11 protein-coding genes and 3 pseudogenes are annotated in these 16,276 nt (G+C 66.6%); 6 read left to right on the top strand and 8 right to left on the bottom strand.

What is annotated here, in order from left to right:
• Positions 1-227: 227 nt before the first annotated feature.
• Positions 228-2,189, top strand: coding sequence for a hypothetical protein (locus tag CKW46_RS24880; RefSeq protein ID WP_117435571.1), 1,962 nt, complete (start codon positions 228-230; stop codon positions 2,187-2,189).
• Positions 2,190-2,331: 142 nt separating this feature from the next.
• Positions 2,332-3,201, top strand: a complete 870-nt coding sequence (locus tag CKW46_RS24875; RefSeq protein WP_252872297.1) for a class I SAM-dependent methyltransferase — start codon at positions 2,332-2,334, stop codon at positions 3,199-3,201.
• A gap of 14 nt (positions 3,202-3,215) precedes the next feature.
• Here CKW46_RS24875 and CKW46_RS24870 read toward each other — a convergent pair whose 3' ends face one another.
• The 7 genes and pseudogenes from CKW46_RS24870 to CKW46_RS24840 form a co-directional block, all read right to left on the bottom strand.
• Positions 3,216-4,250: a glycosyltransferase family 4 protein gene (locus CKW46_RS24870; RefSeq protein WP_015357000.1), complete on the bottom strand. Its 1,035-nt coding sequence runs from the start codon at positions 4,248-4,250 to the stop codon at positions 3,216-3,218.
• Positions 4,247-6,237 (bottom strand): annotated as a pseudogene (locus CKW46_RS24865) (glycosyltransferase). The gene CKW46_RS24870 and the pseudogene CKW46_RS24865 overlap by 4 nt, the downstream one beginning before the upstream one ends.
• Positions 6,234-7,709 (bottom strand): oligosaccharide flippase family protein, encoded by a 1,476-nt coding sequence (locus CKW46_RS24860; RefSeq protein ID WP_117435573.1) that lies wholly within the window; start codon positions 7,707-7,709, stop codon positions 6,234-6,236. The pseudogene CKW46_RS24865 and the gene CKW46_RS24860 overlap by 4 nt, the downstream one beginning before the upstream one ends.
• Before the next feature lie 14 nt (positions 7,710-7,723).
• Positions 7,724-9,229: pseudogene (locus CKW46_RS24855) on the bottom strand (sugar transferase).
• Positions 9,230-9,306: 77 nt separating this feature from the next.
• Positions 9,307-10,110, bottom strand: a complete 804-nt coding sequence (locus CKW46_RS24850; RefSeq protein ID WP_117435574.1) for a WecB/TagA/CpsF family glycosyltransferase — start codon at positions 10,108-10,110, stop codon at positions 9,307-9,309.
• Between the two features lie 188 nt (positions 10,111-10,298).
• Positions 10,299-11,456: a PPE family protein gene (locus CKW46_RS24845; protein WP_117435575.1), complete on the bottom strand. Its 1,158-nt coding sequence runs from the start codon at positions 11,454-11,456 to the stop codon at positions 10,299-10,301.
• 316 nt (positions 11,457-11,772) lie between these two features.
• A complete protein-coding gene (locus tag CKW46_RS24840; RefSeq protein WP_015356994.1) occupies positions 11,773-12,309 on the bottom strand; it encodes a hypothetical protein in 537 nt (178 codons plus the stop codon).
• Positions 12,310-12,434: 125 nt separating this feature from the next.
• Between CKW46_RS24840 and CKW46_RS24835 the strand changes: the two genes are divergently transcribed.
• Positions 12,435-13,214 carry a bestrophin-like domain gene (locus tag CKW46_RS24835; protein WP_020786150.1) on the top strand — a complete coding sequence of 260 codons (780 nt, stop codon included), beginning with the start codon at positions 12,435-12,437 and terminating at the stop codon, positions 13,212-13,214.
• Between the two features lie 114 nt (positions 13,215-13,328).
• Positions 13,329-13,580 carry a hypothetical protein gene (locus tag CKW46_RS24830; RefSeq protein ID WP_117435576.1) on the top strand — a complete coding sequence of 84 codons (252 nt, stop codon included), beginning with the start codon at positions 13,329-13,331 and terminating at the stop codon, positions 13,578-13,580.
• Between the two features lie 35 nt (positions 13,581-13,615).
• Here CKW46_RS24830 and CKW46_RS24825 read toward each other — a convergent pair whose 3' ends face one another.
• Positions 13,616-14,362 (bottom strand): class I SAM-dependent methyltransferase, encoded by a 747-nt coding sequence (locus CKW46_RS24825; protein WP_117435577.1) that lies wholly within the window; start codon positions 14,360-14,362, stop codon positions 13,616-13,618.
• Positions 14,363-14,526: 164 nt separating this feature from the next.
• Here CKW46_RS24825 and pat point away from each other — a divergent pair.
• Positions 14,527-15,527, top strand: a pseudogene (pat, locus tag CKW46_RS24820) (acetyltransferase Pat).
• A gap of 71 nt (positions 15,528-15,598) precedes the next feature.
• Complete coding sequence (locus tag CKW46_RS24815) at positions 15,599-16,276, top strand: DUF5642 family protein (RefSeq protein ID WP_015356991.1); 678 nt, start codon at positions 15,599-15,601, stop codon at positions 16,274-16,276.

The following is a 16,276-nucleotide window of genomic DNA, read 5'->3' as shown; positions in this document are numbered from 1 at the left end:
GTGCCTCGCCGGCCGCGTGACCAGGTCGAACGTTACCCACAGGTTCGGCGCCGATCTGTAGTAGTGTGCACCTGTGAGGGGGGCTCTATTACCATTTCGGCTTGCTGTGCGACGTCGATTTTCCTTGAGGCAGAACATCTTTGGTGTCTGCGGAAGTTGATCAGGCCGGATTTCCTGGAACGTATTGAGGCATATTGATGTACCGCAATTCTGTGCGCATAGCTCGCATGGCTCTGGCGCTGGCCAGCGTGGTCGGATTCCTGGCCTTGAGCGCGCCGGCGTCCTGGGGTGCGCCCGAGGAGACCGATACCACGCTCGTGGACGCGCCGACCATGAGGTTGAGCAGTCTCGGATACAACTCCGTCTTGTCGTTCTATGGTCTGCAGGGCACCCAGCAGCTGACCATTCCCGCTCCGCACGGGCTCAAACCGACTGCGTTGAACGCGACCGCCGTACTGCCGGTCAATCTGCGCTCCGGCTTGATCACGGTCACCCAAAACGACCGCGAAATCGCGAGGGTGAACCTGCCCGCGGCGGACCAATCGCCCATTGTCATTCCGCTGGCCGACGCAACGGTGGTCGATGACGCGGTGACCGTGATCTTGCGGGCCTACCTGGTGCCATTGGAGGACTTGTGCGTCTACCCGTGGAGCCCGTTTAGCCTGGTCAACGGCTCGGTAAGCTTCGTCGGCGTGGAGCGGCCGCCCGTCACGGTGGCCCATTTCCTGCCGCCGGTGCTGCGGCGGCTGAGCATCTTCGTGCCGCCATCGCCGTCGGTGGCCGAGTCCGACGCGGTGGTCCAGTTGGTCGCCGCCGCGGCGGCCCACTACGGCAAACAAGCCCCGGAAATCGCGGTGGTCCGGTTGCCCGAGGGGGAGCTCGCCCCGCCGGCGCCGCCGCGACCGCTGGAACGCCAAGTCGTCATCAAAGAGGGGCAGGACGAGGGGCTTTCCCTTCGGGGGGCCACCGGTGTGCCCTGGCTGCTGATCTCCGGGCTGCTGGGTTCGGCCGCGGAATCATCGATAACGTTGCTGTTCAGCAGCCTGTCCCAGCTGGCTCTGGCTTCCAAGGCCGTGGTGGGATCGTTCAAGCCCAGCCTGCACCTGCCCGGTGACACCACCACGCTGCGCGAACTCGGGCAGCCCGGCCTGAACTCCGTTGGACTGCAGCCGCGGGTGACCATCGGGCTGGACCAGACTCGGTTCGCGAGATCGGTGCACTCGATGCGGGTGCATCTACAAGGCTCATACTCGCCGATACCGCCGAGTATGGCCGGTCAGATCGTCGCAACGATCGGCGCGGAGACCATCGACCGCTGGCCAACCGAAAGCAGTGGTGTCATCGACCGCTGGGTGGACGTTCCGGATCGGCTCCTGCAACGGTGGACCGGCGTTGACCTGATGCTGGATGTGTCGGGCAACGTTGGGCGCTGCGGAGATTTCTACACCGCCGGGGCGGGAGATCACGTACTTACCCTGACCATCGACGGCGACACCGCCGTGCAGAGCAGCCCGGCGGCGCCGCCGGTGCCCGACGGACTGCGATCGGTGCCCCAAGCGCTGATGCCGCAGATCCAGGTGGGCATCGAAGAGCACTCCTTTGACGACACCGCTCGCGCCGTCAGGATTGTGGTTGGTCTGCAGCGAACCAGTTCGGTGCCGCTGCAGACCACCGTGACCAGCGTGCAGCAAGCGATCGATTCGTCGAAGTCGGCGATATTGATTGCGGCCGACGGATGGAACCACGCCGATATCGTGCTTCCGGTCTCGGCCGGACCCGGCGGGCCGATCACCATCAACGCGGTCAAGTCGGACGGCAAACCGGCCACCTTGACCCTGGACCCCGCACTGCGATTTGCTTCTCTGCAAACGGTTTTCCAGCACGGCCGGTCGCTGCTGGTGGCGACGTCCAATGTCGCCCCCGAACAGCTCGACGGGCTTCTCGGGTGGCTCGATGGCGACAGCGCCCGCTGGCCCGGGATCAGGGGCGTGGCGCTGGTGGCCATGCCCGGGCAAGACCCGGTTGTGGTGGAACGTCCGAACGCGGGTTCGGTGGACGACGCGACATCCGAGCAGCGTTCCGGCTCGGGATGGATTTGGTGGTTTGGTGGCGCCTGGCTTGTTGCGGCCGTCGTCGGCGCCGGGGTGATCCTGTTCCGTAGCCGGCTCGGCCCCCTGCGGCGCAGATAGCCCGGATAGCCCAGATAGCTCAGATAGCTCAGATAGCCCGGATAGCAAGGGAATAGCTTTTGTGGAACCGCGGGGCGACAAGTTAATCGCGCGCTACAAGCAAACGTACGGCATTGCGGCCGAGGCGGATATCACCGAACTCATGATCCTGGAGCATTGGAACTTGGAGAAGCGGCTCACGCGCGAGCTGCTGCAATCGGATCCCGAAACCCGATGGGAAACGTTCGACCGGTGCTACACGCGTCTATACACCGAGTTGACGTGGCTCAACGAGTTCTCCGACACCGCGTCATCAGCATCTGCACAAGAGCGATTCGGAAGATGGCTGGAACTCATCGGGCCACCGCCGCAGTCGATATACGAAATCGGTTCGGGCAAAGCCGGTCTCATCTCGTTCCTGGCCCTCAACGGCTATGACTGCAAGGCCACGGAGATCACCCGCGAACGTGGACCCGCGCTGCTCTCGGACTCGCACGAGAACCTGTCCTGGGGAGTATCCGACGGAGTCCATCTGGATCGGTTCGAGCCCGCGCAGACCTACGATGTGGTGGTCTCGGATCAGGTGATCGAGCACCTACATCCCGATGACCTGCAGACCCACCTGCACAGCGTCCATCGCATATTGAAGACGGGTGGGCGCTACATATTCAACATGCCCAGTAAATACACCGGGCCGCACGACGTCTCGCGCGTGTTCAAACGCGCTGAGCCGGAGGGAATGCACCTCAAAGAATATGACTGCCGCGAAATCGTTGAGGTCACGAAGCGGGCCGGCTTCAGCGCGGTGCGCTACGGATTTGTGCCTCGAAGGTTCCGGCTTCTGCTCGTCGCTGTGGGGGCAAGGAAGCTCGCCGAACCCGAGCGGGTGGGAGTCCTGTTTCTGCGGATGGTGCTATTCGTGGAGAAGGTGTTGTGCGGGTTGCGCGCCCACTGGCTGCGCCGTCTTTGTGCAAACATGCTCTGCAAGCTGGGTGTTTTCTCGGGCACCATTTCGGTGGTGGCCGAGAAATGAGATCGCGGCCCGCTCTAGGGCCGCCGGGTGGCCACTTCCTCGATGACGGCCAGCAACGCTTGCGCGGCCCGGTCGACGGCGAAGCGCTGCTGGTAGTAGCGCGCCGCGGTGAGCGGCTCGGCGAGCGTGTCGAAGGCGGCGGCGAGGCCGCGGACATCGTCGATGCCGACTGGCGGGCAGCCGGGCGGCTGGTATTCGGGCAGGCCGCCGGCGTTCGACACGATGGGTGTGACGCCCAGCTGCATTGAAAGCACCTGTACGCCGCTTTGCGACGCGCGACGGTAGTGGGCAACCGAGGCCTTCGCGGCGGCCAGGGTCGCGACAACGTCGCAGTAGCGGTAGTCGCCGGGCAGCCAGCGGGTGTGCTCGGGCAGGGCGCGGGCATCGAATGGTCCACCGATGAGCAGCAGATCGTCGCCGCGCCAGCCGTTTCCGCCGACATGGCGTTGCCAAGCCTCGAGCACCACATCGGCGTTCTTGTAGGGGTGCAGCCGGCCGATCATGACGAAGTCGTGACGGTCCTCGGGTCCCACGAGTGGCGGAACCAGTGTGGGGTCCAGGTCACTGGTGAGGGGCACCACGTGCACCGGCGTGCCGGCGACATCACGGCGCGTGGCGACCGCTCCGGCGACATAGTCGCTGTAGGTGATGGTTGCCGCCGAACGGGCGCCCCAGCGGTCGAATATCGCCCTTTCGTAGGCGCGCCGGTGTTCGGCCGTGTCGTGCGGGCGGTCGTCGTGCACCAGCTGAATGCGAGGAGCCGGCCCGGCCAGTGCGATCCAGCGCGGATCGCGAACCAACTCGGCGATCACCACGTGCGGGCGGTACCCGCGCACTCGGCGCCCGGCCGCGACGCCCGCGGGCCAGCTGGCGGCCGCACGCAACCGCGGATCAAGCACCACCTCGTAGTCGCGGGCCGCGTCCGACTCGGGATGTTGGTCGGTGGTCACCAGCAGTACGTCGATCCCGCGGCTGCGCAGCGCCTCCGCCTGGATTCGTGCCAGCGGCCGCATCCACGGTGAAAGCCAAAGCAGACGAAGCGAGTTCATAGCACCGCGTGGATGGTGTCCAGGTAGGCGTCGGTCATCGCGGCCACCGTGTAGTGCTTGCGCATGCGCGCGAAACCGCGTTGTCCGACGGCGGGCAGCCCGCCGGGGTCAGCCAGGATCTGGGCCAGCCGCTCTTGCCAGGCCGACACCGTCACCGGCTCGACGACAAAGCCCGCCCCGCCGAAATCCAGCATCTCCGGGACGGCGCAAATCGCGGACGCCCGACCGGTACCGCCCGTGCCATCGCTTCGAGAATTACCAGTGGGAACGCCTCTGAGCGGCTCGGTACGCAGAGCAGGTCGGCATCGGCAAGAGCCGGCCCGGGCCCGGGTGACCAGCCGCGCCAATGGACGCGATCACGCAGCCGTTCGGGAGTGCGGGCCTGCAACCGCTCGCGGTCCGGTCCGTCACCGAAAATGGAAAGAGTCCAAGGTAGTTCGGTAATCCCGCTGAGCGCTTCGATCAGCAGATGCGGGTTCTTGTGCTCGACGATGCGCGAAAGCATGACCAGATGCGGCGGTGCGCCGGCCGGCCTGCTGCGACCGGCCGGGCGGTCGGTCACCGCGACGCCGTTGGGTGCGACGAACCGTGGTCCGCCAAGGCGATGGTAGGGGGTCAACATGTCCCAATGGCGTTGTGCCAGCACGATTAAACCGTCCGCACGGCGCATCGCGGCGGTCAGCGGCCGGGAATAGATGGGCCCATCCTCGAGTGGCGGGATGTGGGCCGCGACCAGCCAGCGCCGCCGGCGGCCGGCCGCGCGCCACAGCGTGGCGAAGCCGGTCTCGGTGTTGGTGTCACCGCTGATCAGCACGGCTGGACCAGGCCCAACGTCGACGATCGGTGCCCACCAGGGTTGGCGCACCACGCGGACGGTGTCCGGGATCTCCTTGATCAGCGGGCCGAACCGCTGCACGCACACGATGGTGACGGGGTAGCCGCGGCGGTCCAATTCCGCCGCCAGCAATGCCTTTTGCCGCTCGGCGCCGCCGTAGACCAATCGGTTGGTGGCGATCACGATCGCCGGGCGGCGCTTGCCGGCATCCGTATTGCGGATCGCGCGGCGCTGGGCCCGGCGCAGCCGCTGCAGCACCTTGGTGGTGGCCAAGTACGCGTTCGCGTGATGCAGGCTGCACTGATGCTCGAGCAGTAGCGCGTCGTTGGCGCGGATCACGTCTCGAGTGCGGCGGCGTTCGCCGGCCGTCACGGTCGGGTCGGTTTCGGCGCCGGTCGGCGGCGCGCCGCCCTGCTGGGCGCCGAGTTCGTCGGCCAGCAGCACCCGCCAGCCCGCCGCGCGGGCACGCGCTTGCCAATCGGCCGGGGCGCCGTGGCTGAAGTACTCCTCGTCGAAGCCGCCGACGGCGTTCCACGCGGCACGGCTGATGGCCAGGCAGGTCGCCTTCAAATAGCCGCTGACGCTTTGTGATTCGCGGGGCCGTTGGGGGTAGAGGGGCGAGATGGGGGTGGCCCGCAGCGAGCTAGACAGTCCGGTCGCTTCGACCACGCCCCGGACCAGTGTCAACCGCTGGGTCGCGATGTCCCATGGCGGCCGATCCGGTGCCGCCTCGTCGCGCACCAGCGGCGAGACCGCTGCCACTCCCGGTTGGCGCAGCAACTGTCTGGTGCGGGTCAACGGCCCCCGCAGCCGGGCATCGGCCTTGAGTAACAGGAGATCGCTATCGCCGGGCGACTGCCGCGCCAACGCGTTGCAGGCCGCGGCGAAGCCGACGTCGGCCGGACCCGAGATCCAGTGCACCGCTGGGTGGCCGGCGGCTAGTTCTTGCCGGCCGGGATATCCCTGAGCATTGTTGTCGTACACGTAGACCGGGAGCCCGGGCAGCTGCTCCGCGACGCTGTGCAGGCAGCTCTGCACCGGGTCGTGGCCGTTCTCGATCACGATCAGGACCGCCAGCGAGCGCTCGGCGGGTAGCGGGGCCGGGTCGCCGACCGGGCGCCGCAGATACGCGCGGTCCATCTCGTCGGTCATGGCGTGAGCTGCTCGGGCTGCGCATTGGGCCGTAACGAGGCCATAGTCGACCAGGTGAGCGGGCCGATGGCCGCGTTGATCGCCAGATAGGCGACCGCGGCGGCGGCCAGCACGACGATGACGTGGTGACCGGCCAGGAGTAGGACCACCGCGACGCTGGCCGCCGTCGGGACCGATAACCGCAGCAAGAACAGCACCGGTGTGTGGTAGCCGCACTGACGATGCAGCCACCAACTGGCGATCGTCATGTTGAACAACTCGGTACACACCAGCGCGATCCCGGCTCCCACGGTGCCCAAGCGCCCATCCAGGGCGAGATTGAGGACGATGTTGAGTGTGAGGGTGGCGACCGACAGCCAGAACCAGAACCGCTGACTGTGGCTGGCGAACAGACCCTCGCCGAGGGTGGTAGCGATGAAGCGTAGCCCCACCGCGATGAACAGCAAGGCCAGCGTGGGCGTACCGCGGCTGACGAACGCCTGGCTGCTCAGGAGCCGGATCAGGGGTTGCGCCACCAGCACGCCGACCACGGCGATCGGCACGGCAAGGAAATACATCAGCTCGACGCTACGGCGGATGAAACCGGCGAATGCCGCCAGGTCGCGGGAATACAGTTCGGTCGCGGTGGAGAGCGTGGACTTGAGGAAGAACACCGACAAGACCAGGGTGTTGAGTGCGATCGAGGAGGCCAACCCGTAAACGCCGACCTCGGAATGGGTGTTCAGCAGGGACAGGATCACCCCGTCCACGCGCCAGTACAGCACGGTGATGACCGTGACGCCCATTGGAAAAAGGCTCTCCCGCAAGAGATCTGCGGCCTCGCGCAGCGCGAGGATGGGGCGCAGCCGGACCCGCTGGGACGCCGCGCGGCTCTGGATCAGCAACTGCAGCGCCGTCTGAATGAGTTGCGGTACCGCGAACCAGATGACATCGGCTCGGCTGGCCACCAGAAAGCTGATCACGCCCAGCGTCGCCAACCGGCCGACGACGTCGGAGACGGCCACGGCGGTGAACCGCACGGTGACCAGGAACACCGGTTCCAGTCGCGTCAGCATCGTCACGATGAGCAGCTGGCACGAGAGCACCACGAGCATGGCTCGCACCTCGTGGTCGTGATACACCAGCAATCCAGATCCCGCCGCCACCAGGGTCAGCGGAATGCAATAGACCAGGGACAGGCCGTTGTAGATCCGGACCAGGCGTTCCAGATCGTCGGGGGATGAGGTGACGCGGCGCACGATGACCCGGCCGATACCGAGATCCACCAGGCTCGCCCACATTCCGATGAACGCCACCGCAATGGTGAGCTGGCCGTAACGGCCGGGCCCGAGATAGCGCGCGGTCAGCATCACCGAGACCACCGAGGCCAGCATCCCGAGTATCCGGCAGATGAGCTGGATCGAGAACGCCTGCGCCAACCGTGCTACCGGCACCGATGGCACAACCGGGCTGGGCGCCGTCGGTTCGGTCATGGTTCGCGGGCCACCTAGTAGGCGCCGCGGCTGGCCAGAACGGCCTTCACGGTTTTGGCGATGATCATGAGATCACCTGCCATCGACCAGTTGTCGACATAGGAAAGATCCAGCCGGACCGATTCTTCCCAGGAAAGTTGGGACCGGCCGCTGACTTGTCATATCCCGGTAACGCCCGGCTTCACCAGCAGCCGCCGCCGGACATCCCCGTCGTAGCTGTCGACTTCTCGACTCAGCGGCGGCCGGGGCCCGACCACGCTCATGTCCCGCTTGACCACGTTGATGAACTGCGGAATCTCATCGACGCTGAATCTGCGAAGGATTCGGCCGATCGGTGTCACCCGCGGATCGTCGCGCATCTTGAACAGAATGCCGCCGGCGCCCTCATTCCGGGAAACCAGGTGGTCGATTTGGCTGTCGGCACCCACCACCATCGTTCGAAGTTTCAGCATGGTGAAGGGTTGGCCGTTGATGCCTATGCGTTCGGCGCGGTAGCAGACAGGCCCCTTGCTGGTCAGCTTGATAGCGACGGCGGCGGCGATGAGCAGTGGCGATGCGGCGATCAGAGCTGTCAGTGCGAAGCAGAAGTCGAAGGCCCGCTTCTGAAACCGTTGCGCCCCTGAATACTGCGGCTTTTCGACATGCAGCAATGGGAAGCCGGCCACGGGGCGCAGGGTCAGTCGGGCCTGCGCGATGTCCGTCACCCCCGGCGACACCACCAGGTCCACATCCAGCGTCTCCAGCCGCCAGATCAGGTTCCTGATCGCGTGCACGCCGAACTGCTCGGTCTGGGTCACCACCACCGTGTCCGCGCCGCACTCGTCGATCGCCGCCATCGCGTGCGATTCGTCGCCCAGGATCGGGACTTGGCGGCCTTCGACCTGCAGCACGTCGCCGCGCGGGGACCCGTAGCCCGGTATGCAGACCCCGACCACGGAGTAGCCGTCGCGCGGATTGCGGACCAGTTCCTGGATGAGGCGCGAAACCCCTTGCCGGTCACCGATAGCCAGTGCGATCGTCTGGCATTTGCCCCGAGCGCGTTTGCGGCCGACATACTTGCGCCACCCGTTGCGACTCGCCAGCAATGCGATGGTGCCGACCGGCAGGGCGACCGCCAGATAGCCGCGGGCCAGGTCGATCTTGGCGAGCAGGGTGACCATTGCGATGGCCCCGAATGTCCAGAATGATGCGCTGCTGATTCGGCGGTATTCGTCGATTCCCACCCCGATGACGTGCTGTGATCTCGTGTTGAAGATCGCCAGACACGACAGCCACAGCGCCGCGAACAGAACCGAGAACAGCGTCATAACCGGGCCCGGGTAGCCCGATCTGTTCGGTGAATCGCCGAAGCGCACGTATTGCGCGAGCATGACCGCCGCGAAGACGATCGCCGAGTCGGTGATGCGCAGACGGCGTGAATACTGCAGCCGCCAGCGCCGCACCGTGTCGCGATTGGGCGAGCCCATGGGATCCGGAGTTGCCGGACAATCACCGGTTCGCCCGTGCAGCAACGAGGTCACGCTGGCCCGCTTTCCCTTACGCAGTCGCAGGTTCGGGCTGGGTGGTGTCGCGGACGGAGGCTGGGATGTCGACATGATCACTCGATGGCGGGCCCCCGCAGTAGGTGTGGGGGTAGTAGATCAACTGCGCGCGCCGCGCGGAGCAAGGCAATGGGGCCCTGCAACAGATAACGGCGGGCCAACCGGCGGGGCTCGCTGGCCAACCGGTACAGCCATTCCAGGCCGGCCTTCTGCATCCAACCGGGGGCTCGGTTGGTGGCGCCGGCCAGGAAGTCGATGGCACCGCCGCACGGCAGGAAAACCCGGGCCCCGGTCGCGAAGCCGTGCTGGTCGACCCACCGTTCCTGGCGAGGTTTGCCCAAGCTGACGATCAGGATGTCGGTGCTTGTGTTGCGGATAGCGGCCGCCAGGTGTTCTGACGATGATTCGATGTCGTCGGGGGTCGGCGCCCACATGCCCGAAATTGCCAGTGTCGGGTGTCGCGTCGCCAAGGACTCGGCGAGCAGCCGATGGGTCCCGGCGCTGCCGCCAAAAAAGCCGACGCGCTGACCCGAGCGCTCGGCCAACTCCAACAGGCTGGGGAGTAGGTCGGCCCCGGTGATCCGGGGCCATGGCTCGCCCGTGAGCAGCTTGCCCCGCCATGCGATCGGCATGCCGTCGGCCAGCAGCAGCCATTCCAGCCGGCCGCGGGGCGAGGCCGCGATTTTGCGGAAATGGAAGAGGTGGTCGAGATTCACCGAGCCCACCGAGAGGCACCCCTGGGAGGTGGGTTGCAGGCGTGACGCGATGATCGACAGCACCTCATCGAACTCGTGGCGCTCGACGATGGTGCCGCTGACGGCCATTCGCACCGCGGGCGCAGACCGGATGCCCTGGTTCATGTTCTCGCGCTTCCCGTCTCGCCCGGCAGGGGTGCGGCTATTGCGACCGCGCCCGCGGTGGCATCGAGTGTCACTCGCCGCTCCTTCCGGAACGGGGTGCGGCGACCGGCACCGTGCGATTGCGGTCACCGCGTGCACCATCCCCGACGGAATCCGGGAAGTCAGCCGCCCGCTGCTCATGGCGGGGCTTACGCGTATCCGCCAGAGGGCGGCCGCGACATGATCGTGGGGACCACGCCGTATCGGGGCCCGGGTGATCTGGGCGCGCCGGCCAACGCTCCCCGCGGCGCCGCACCAAGGACTGTTGGCGCCGCGTTGGCGGCGTCGAGCCCGGCGTTGGGTAGCCCGGAAATCGCGCCCCCGTTCAGCGTTGGGATGACGCTGGTCCAGTTGGCCGGTACCGACAACGGGCCCAGTGAGGCGGCGTTGCCCAGGCCGCCCACCACGCCCGATCCCAACGATCCGAGCGCGCTCGCCCCCGCCGCCGCCCCCTGCACGGCCGCGGCAGCTCCGTTCGCCAAGCCCTGTGCGGTCTGTGCCATTCCCAGGATGGACGACATCGCATACAGCGGGGTGCCGGCCGCCATGAAATAGCTCGGCAGGGCGTAGATCGGGGTGGTGCCGAGTTCGGGGAGTAGCGACGACGTCGCCGCGGTAAGCGCGGAGGTGGGTGATGCGAGCCCGCCGAGCATGGTGGGAACCGCGGAAACCAGTCCGGCCAGCGATAACTGGTCTGTTCCCGTGACCGCGGCGGCCTGGGCTCCCGAGGCGGCGGTTGCGTGGGTGACCGCGGTGGTTTGGGTGGCCGCCCCAGCCGGATTGACGACCTCCGGCGGCGAGTTCAGCACCGTCAGCGCGCACGCGCTTGCCGAGTTTGCCGCGTAGTCATACATCGCCAATGCGTCTTGCGCCCACATCTCGCTGTATGTGGCCTCGGTGGCCGCGATTGCCGGCGAATTCTGACCGAAGAAGTTGGTGGCGGTCAGTGTTGCCAGCTGGACCCGGTTGGCGGCCACCACCGGTGGTGGCACGGTCATTGCCAGGGCGGTCTCGTAGGCTCCCACGGCCAGCGTGGCCTGGCTGGCGGCCTCGCCGGCCTGGGTGGCCACCATGGACGTCCACGTCACATACGGCCAGAAGGCAGATGCCATGGAGAGCGATGCCGGTCCCAGCCAGCCGCCACTGGTGAGTCCCGAGACCACCGATTGGTAGTAGCCCGCGGCGGTCTGCAATTCGGCGGCCAGGCTCGCCCAGCTCGCCGCGGCCGCCGACAGCGATCCGGGGCCGGGCCCGGTGTAGATCCGCGCGGAGTTGATCTCCGGCGGCAGGGCGCCAAAGTCAATCACTTCATGCCTCAGCTCGTGGCCGCTGGGTGCGATTCGAATCGTGAGGCTGCTAGCAGCGGCGCTGGCGGCGCAGCTGGATTTGTGATGGTCGTGATGGCGTGACCCCCTGCCCATCCCTTCCGCCGCGAGGCGGGCGCGGTGTATGATCCAGTCTGGCCGTCGGCGTCCAGGTACGGTCTGTTAGTCACGCCCGTAAATTTCTGCGCTCAGAATATCGGATCAACCAAAAACTTAACTAGTTTTTGCGAAACCCGCTGTGTGTGCTATGTCACCGCCAGGCTGTTCGAGTGGCCGGCGCGGGAACGGGTCGGGGCGGTCAAGGCGTTGTCTGCGCGCTGAGCGATAACAAGGCGGGCGCGACCGGCCGGGTCGCATAGGTACGTCCACCGGCCGACACGGTAAGCGCGATGCGCGGGGGTTGATCCTCGACACGTTCGGTGGCCGCCGCGAAGCGGTGTGCGCGGTGCAGCTCGGTGAGGAAGATGGCGCTGGCGCCGGGTGGAATCTCGTGCGGCACTTCGGTACCGCCGATCGGTGGATCGACCGGCACCAATGATGTGCCGCTAGGATCGGCGCGTATCGCCCAGCCGGTTACCAGGCATGGTGTTCGCGCGCTGTTGACCACCTTGACGCCGATGAAAAACGGGCCGGAGTGCAGTTTCTCCGCGGCGGACGCCAGGGATTCGCGGACGTCGCAGCCGGCATCGTTGGTCACCAAACCGTCGGGTGTCAGCAGGCCGACTATCGGCGTCAACCTCGGTCGTGCGCCCCGTAGCAACATCGCCTGCCAGGTAATCGACGCCACCGCCAGTACGGTCGCGACGATGCCGAGGACAAACGCGGCGACTGTCACCGAATGTCCAAGATGTCGAGCATGATGATGAACGCTACTGGTGATCCGCGCATGAAGTCGAAATGCCTGCCTGCGTGTCCACCCTGTGTCGTTCTCGGAGGCCTGCGATGGTGAGTCGTTGGGTAGTGATCAACATCCCGGCATGGCTGCTGCTGGTCGCCTTGGTCATCCTGGTGGCGGGCGGGGCGGTGCTGATCCAGATGATCGTGCGGCGCCGGTTCCCGAAACTAACCCAGGACGCACACAATGATGCCACCCGATTCGCTTACGGCGTAATCGGATTCGTCTACGCCTTCTTTGTGGGATTCATGGTGTCGGCGCTCTGGAGCCAGATCAACAACGAGGATTCTCAGGCCCGCAGCGAGGGGGCGGCGGCGATCCAGCTGGCGCGAGACCTCACCGTTTTCGACACCGCCGACCGCGACCGGATCCGGCTCGCCCTACTGCAGTACGAGCGCGCCGCCGTGGCGGAATGGCCCATCGCCGCAAGCGGATCCGACTACCCGCAGGCGGACTCCACTCTGCAGGATCTCTACGCCGCCTACCAGCAGGTGCAACCGCGCGATGACACCCAAAAGATTTTTCTCGCCGCATCTTTCAGAAACCTGGAAAAGATGTACCAGGCCCGGGTGGAACGGGTGATTCAAGCTTGCACCGACGAGGGGCCGTCCTGGCTGTTGTGGTCGGTCATCCTGTTGACCAGTGGGTTGGTGTTGGGCTGCTCGATCGTCTTCGGCGTCGAACAGCCCCGCATTCACTACACCTTGGTCGCTACCGTGGGGGTCTTGGTGGCGGTGAACCTGTTCTTGCTACTGGAGCTCGGCCATCCGTTCACCGGCGCGTTGGCGACTTCCCCTGAGCCGCTGCGCGACGTCATCCACGTGCTGTCGCCGCCCTCGTCGTAGTCACGACACGGCCCGGGCGCCAAGTCTGATGATGATCCAAAATTCAGCTGAGCATTTGCTAAGACGGTGTTTTGCCGGGCGGCTCAGGATCGCATCGGTCCTAGGGTCGCTGGCATGAGCACGAAGTACTACCTGCAGATGGTGCCCGTTGAATCCGTGGAGCCGGGTTTTTCGCTGGCCATCGAGCACCGCGGCGACTACCGCTTGTTCCAGGTCGATTGCACCCAGATGTCCCGGCGCACCGGGCAGCCCGTGATGATCAAGCTCACCTCCGAGCGGCCAGGTGGCAGCGATCCCTGGATTCTGGAATACGAGGCCGGCGCCCCGGTGGCGCGGCTGCTCGGTGTTTGCCAGGTCGCCTCGTAGTGCGGGCCGGCCTGGTCCGCCACCGTGCGTCGGGCCTACTTCGGTTTCGCGGCGACCACGAACTGCAGCCCACGTTGGGTCTGCTGGTCGATGTCGACCAGACCGGCTGAGGAGAACAGGTCGACGAAGCTGTCCTGGTCGAACATGGTGAGCCCGATGGCGCCGGCCGCGGCATCGAGCGCATGGCGGATCGGTGCCCGCTGCCCGGAGTAGGTGGTGAGAATCGCGATGCGGCCGCCGGGGCCTAGCACCCGGACCATCTCGCGGGCGATCCGGAACGGCTCGGGCATCAGGTACAGCGCGCCGAAACAGCAAACAGCGTCAAACGTTTCGTCGTCGAACGGCGACATGCGGGCGTCGCCGCGCACGTAACAGGTCTGTGGTCCGCTGTTGTCCAGCACCGCCCGAGTCAACATCGGCTCGGAAATATCGAGCCCCACCGCCAGGCTTCCGGCCGGCAGCTGCTTGACCAACGGGGCGGTGAAATTTCCTGGGCCGCAGGCGACGTCGAGTAGGCGGTGGGCGGTCGACAGATGCAACGCTGCCGCCGCCCGGTGTTGCTCGGCTCGTGTGGTGACGCCGCTGGCGAGGTAGAAGGCCGCCGGACGCCACAACCGCTCGTACACGGTCGCGACGAAGCGACTGTTCATGGCCCGTTGGGCAACCGTGGGAACGGGTGAACTGGTGGATTCACCCAGCACGTCGAGGAAGCCGTGCCATAGATCGCCGGGCTCGGTGAGCAGGCCGCGGGTCACCTCGCGCGGATCTGGGGTGGCACTCATAGCCGGTGCCCTGGTGTCTGGTCCATCTGCCCATTCTGATGCCGAGTCCGGCCCGACTCGCCGGTGCCGGGCCAAAGGGCGCCGGTGGCGTATTGCCGCGGTGGCACGCAACGCCATAACCTGGGTCGGAGCGGACGGCGAGCCCTGCTTGGCGCTGTGGCGGATTGGACGGGATGGCCGAAGTGACCGGCGCGTGGGTAGGAGAACTCGCGGCATGGACATCTTTGCCGGATGCGCAGCGCAGGATCTCATGCCCTTGGCGGCCCGCCTTGCGCCGCTGCGGGCGGCGGCCGGGCAGATCCTGATGCGCCAGGGTGAGCAGGCGGTCTCATTCCTGCTCATCTCGTCGGGCAGCGCCGAGGTCATCCACGTTGGCGACGACGGCGTGGTGATCGTCGAGCAGGCGTTGCCAGGCATGATCGTCGGCGAAATCGCGCTGTTGCGTAACGTCCCGCGCACCGCGACCGTCACCACGGTCGAGCCGCTGACCGGCTGGATCGGCGGCACCGACGCCTTTGACCTGATGGTTCACATACCCGGCATCATGGATCGGTTGGTGCGCACCGTCCGCCAGCGATTGGCCGCCTTCATCACCCCGATCCCGGTGCCATTGCGCGATGGCACGCAGCTGATGTTGCGCCCAGTCCTGCCCGGCGACAGTGAACGCACCGTGCACGGGCACGTTCATTTCTCCAGCGAGACGATCTACCGGCGATTCATGTCGGCCCGGGTGCCCGATTTGGCGATGATGCACTACCTATCCGAGGTCGACTACGTGGACCACTTCGTCTGGGTGATGGTCGACGGCAGTGATCCGGTGGCCGACGCACGCTTCATCCGCGACAGCGTCGATCCGGCCGTTGCCGAGATCGCCTTCACCGTCGCCGACGCCTACCAGGGCAAGGGCATCGGCAGCTTTCTGATCGGCGCCCTAGCGGTGGCCGCCCGCGTCGACGGTGTGGCCAGGTTCTCCGCGCGGATGCTCGCCGACAACCTGCCGATGCGAACCATCATGGACCGCCACGGCGCGGTCTGGCAGCGCGAGGACGTCGGGGTCATCACCACGGTCATCGATGTGCCCGGCCCGCGCGATCTGGGCTTCGGGCGCGAGATGGCCGGCCAGATCAGGCGCGTCGCGCGCCAGGTGATCGAGGCGGTGAGCTGATCGGGGGCCGGTGCGGACTCAAGCACCGGCGAACCCCCTGACGGGGCCCACGCGGCGTGATGTGAACGGTCATGCGCCCGCTCTGGATCGGTCTGCTGGCCATCCTGCTGGTGGGCTCATGCGCGCGGTCCCCGGCGCCGGTGATCGTGCCGGTGCGATCCTCCCCGGCGGCGCGCTCCGCCGTCATCAACCCGGCCAACATCAAGCGGGTCGCCCGCGAACTGCCGCCCGGCTACGAAGTGGGCAGTGATGTCCCCGAAGGCGCGCCACCGCGCGCGCTCTGGCATCTGGGGGCCGGTGCGACCGCCACGCCGGCGCGATGCGCGACGCTTGCCGATCCGGGCGATGGGCGCGACCAGTTCGCCCAGGGGGTGTCCGGTTCGGGCGCCGGCGGCATCGTCAATGCGGTGGTGGTCTCGGTGCCGTCGGGCCCGGTGATCGTGGACGACAGCGTGGTCGCTGAGTGTGCGCAATGGACCATGTCCGACGGGAGCACCCGGGCCAACGTCGAGCTGGTCGAAGCTCCCCGCATCGAGGGCGCCCGAACGCTGGGCATGGTTGCCAGGGTTCGGACACCGGTGGAAGCCGGCACCGAAATCGACTCGCAGACATACACGTTCACCGCCTATCTGGGCGACTACTATGCGTTCACCGCAGTGACCACCGACCCGGGTTCGGTGCTGCCGCCGCTGCCGCCGCAGTTCGCCGCGGATCTGCTGGTCAAAACGGTGGCAATGTTACGAAGCTGA

It is taken from the genome of Mycobacterium liflandii (assembly GCF_022354805.1).
Classification (GTDB): Bacteria; Actinomycetota; Actinomycetes; order Mycobacteriales; family Mycobacteriaceae; genus Mycobacterium; species Mycobacterium marinum.
This window is presented reverse-complemented; position numbering and strand designations above follow the sequence as displayed.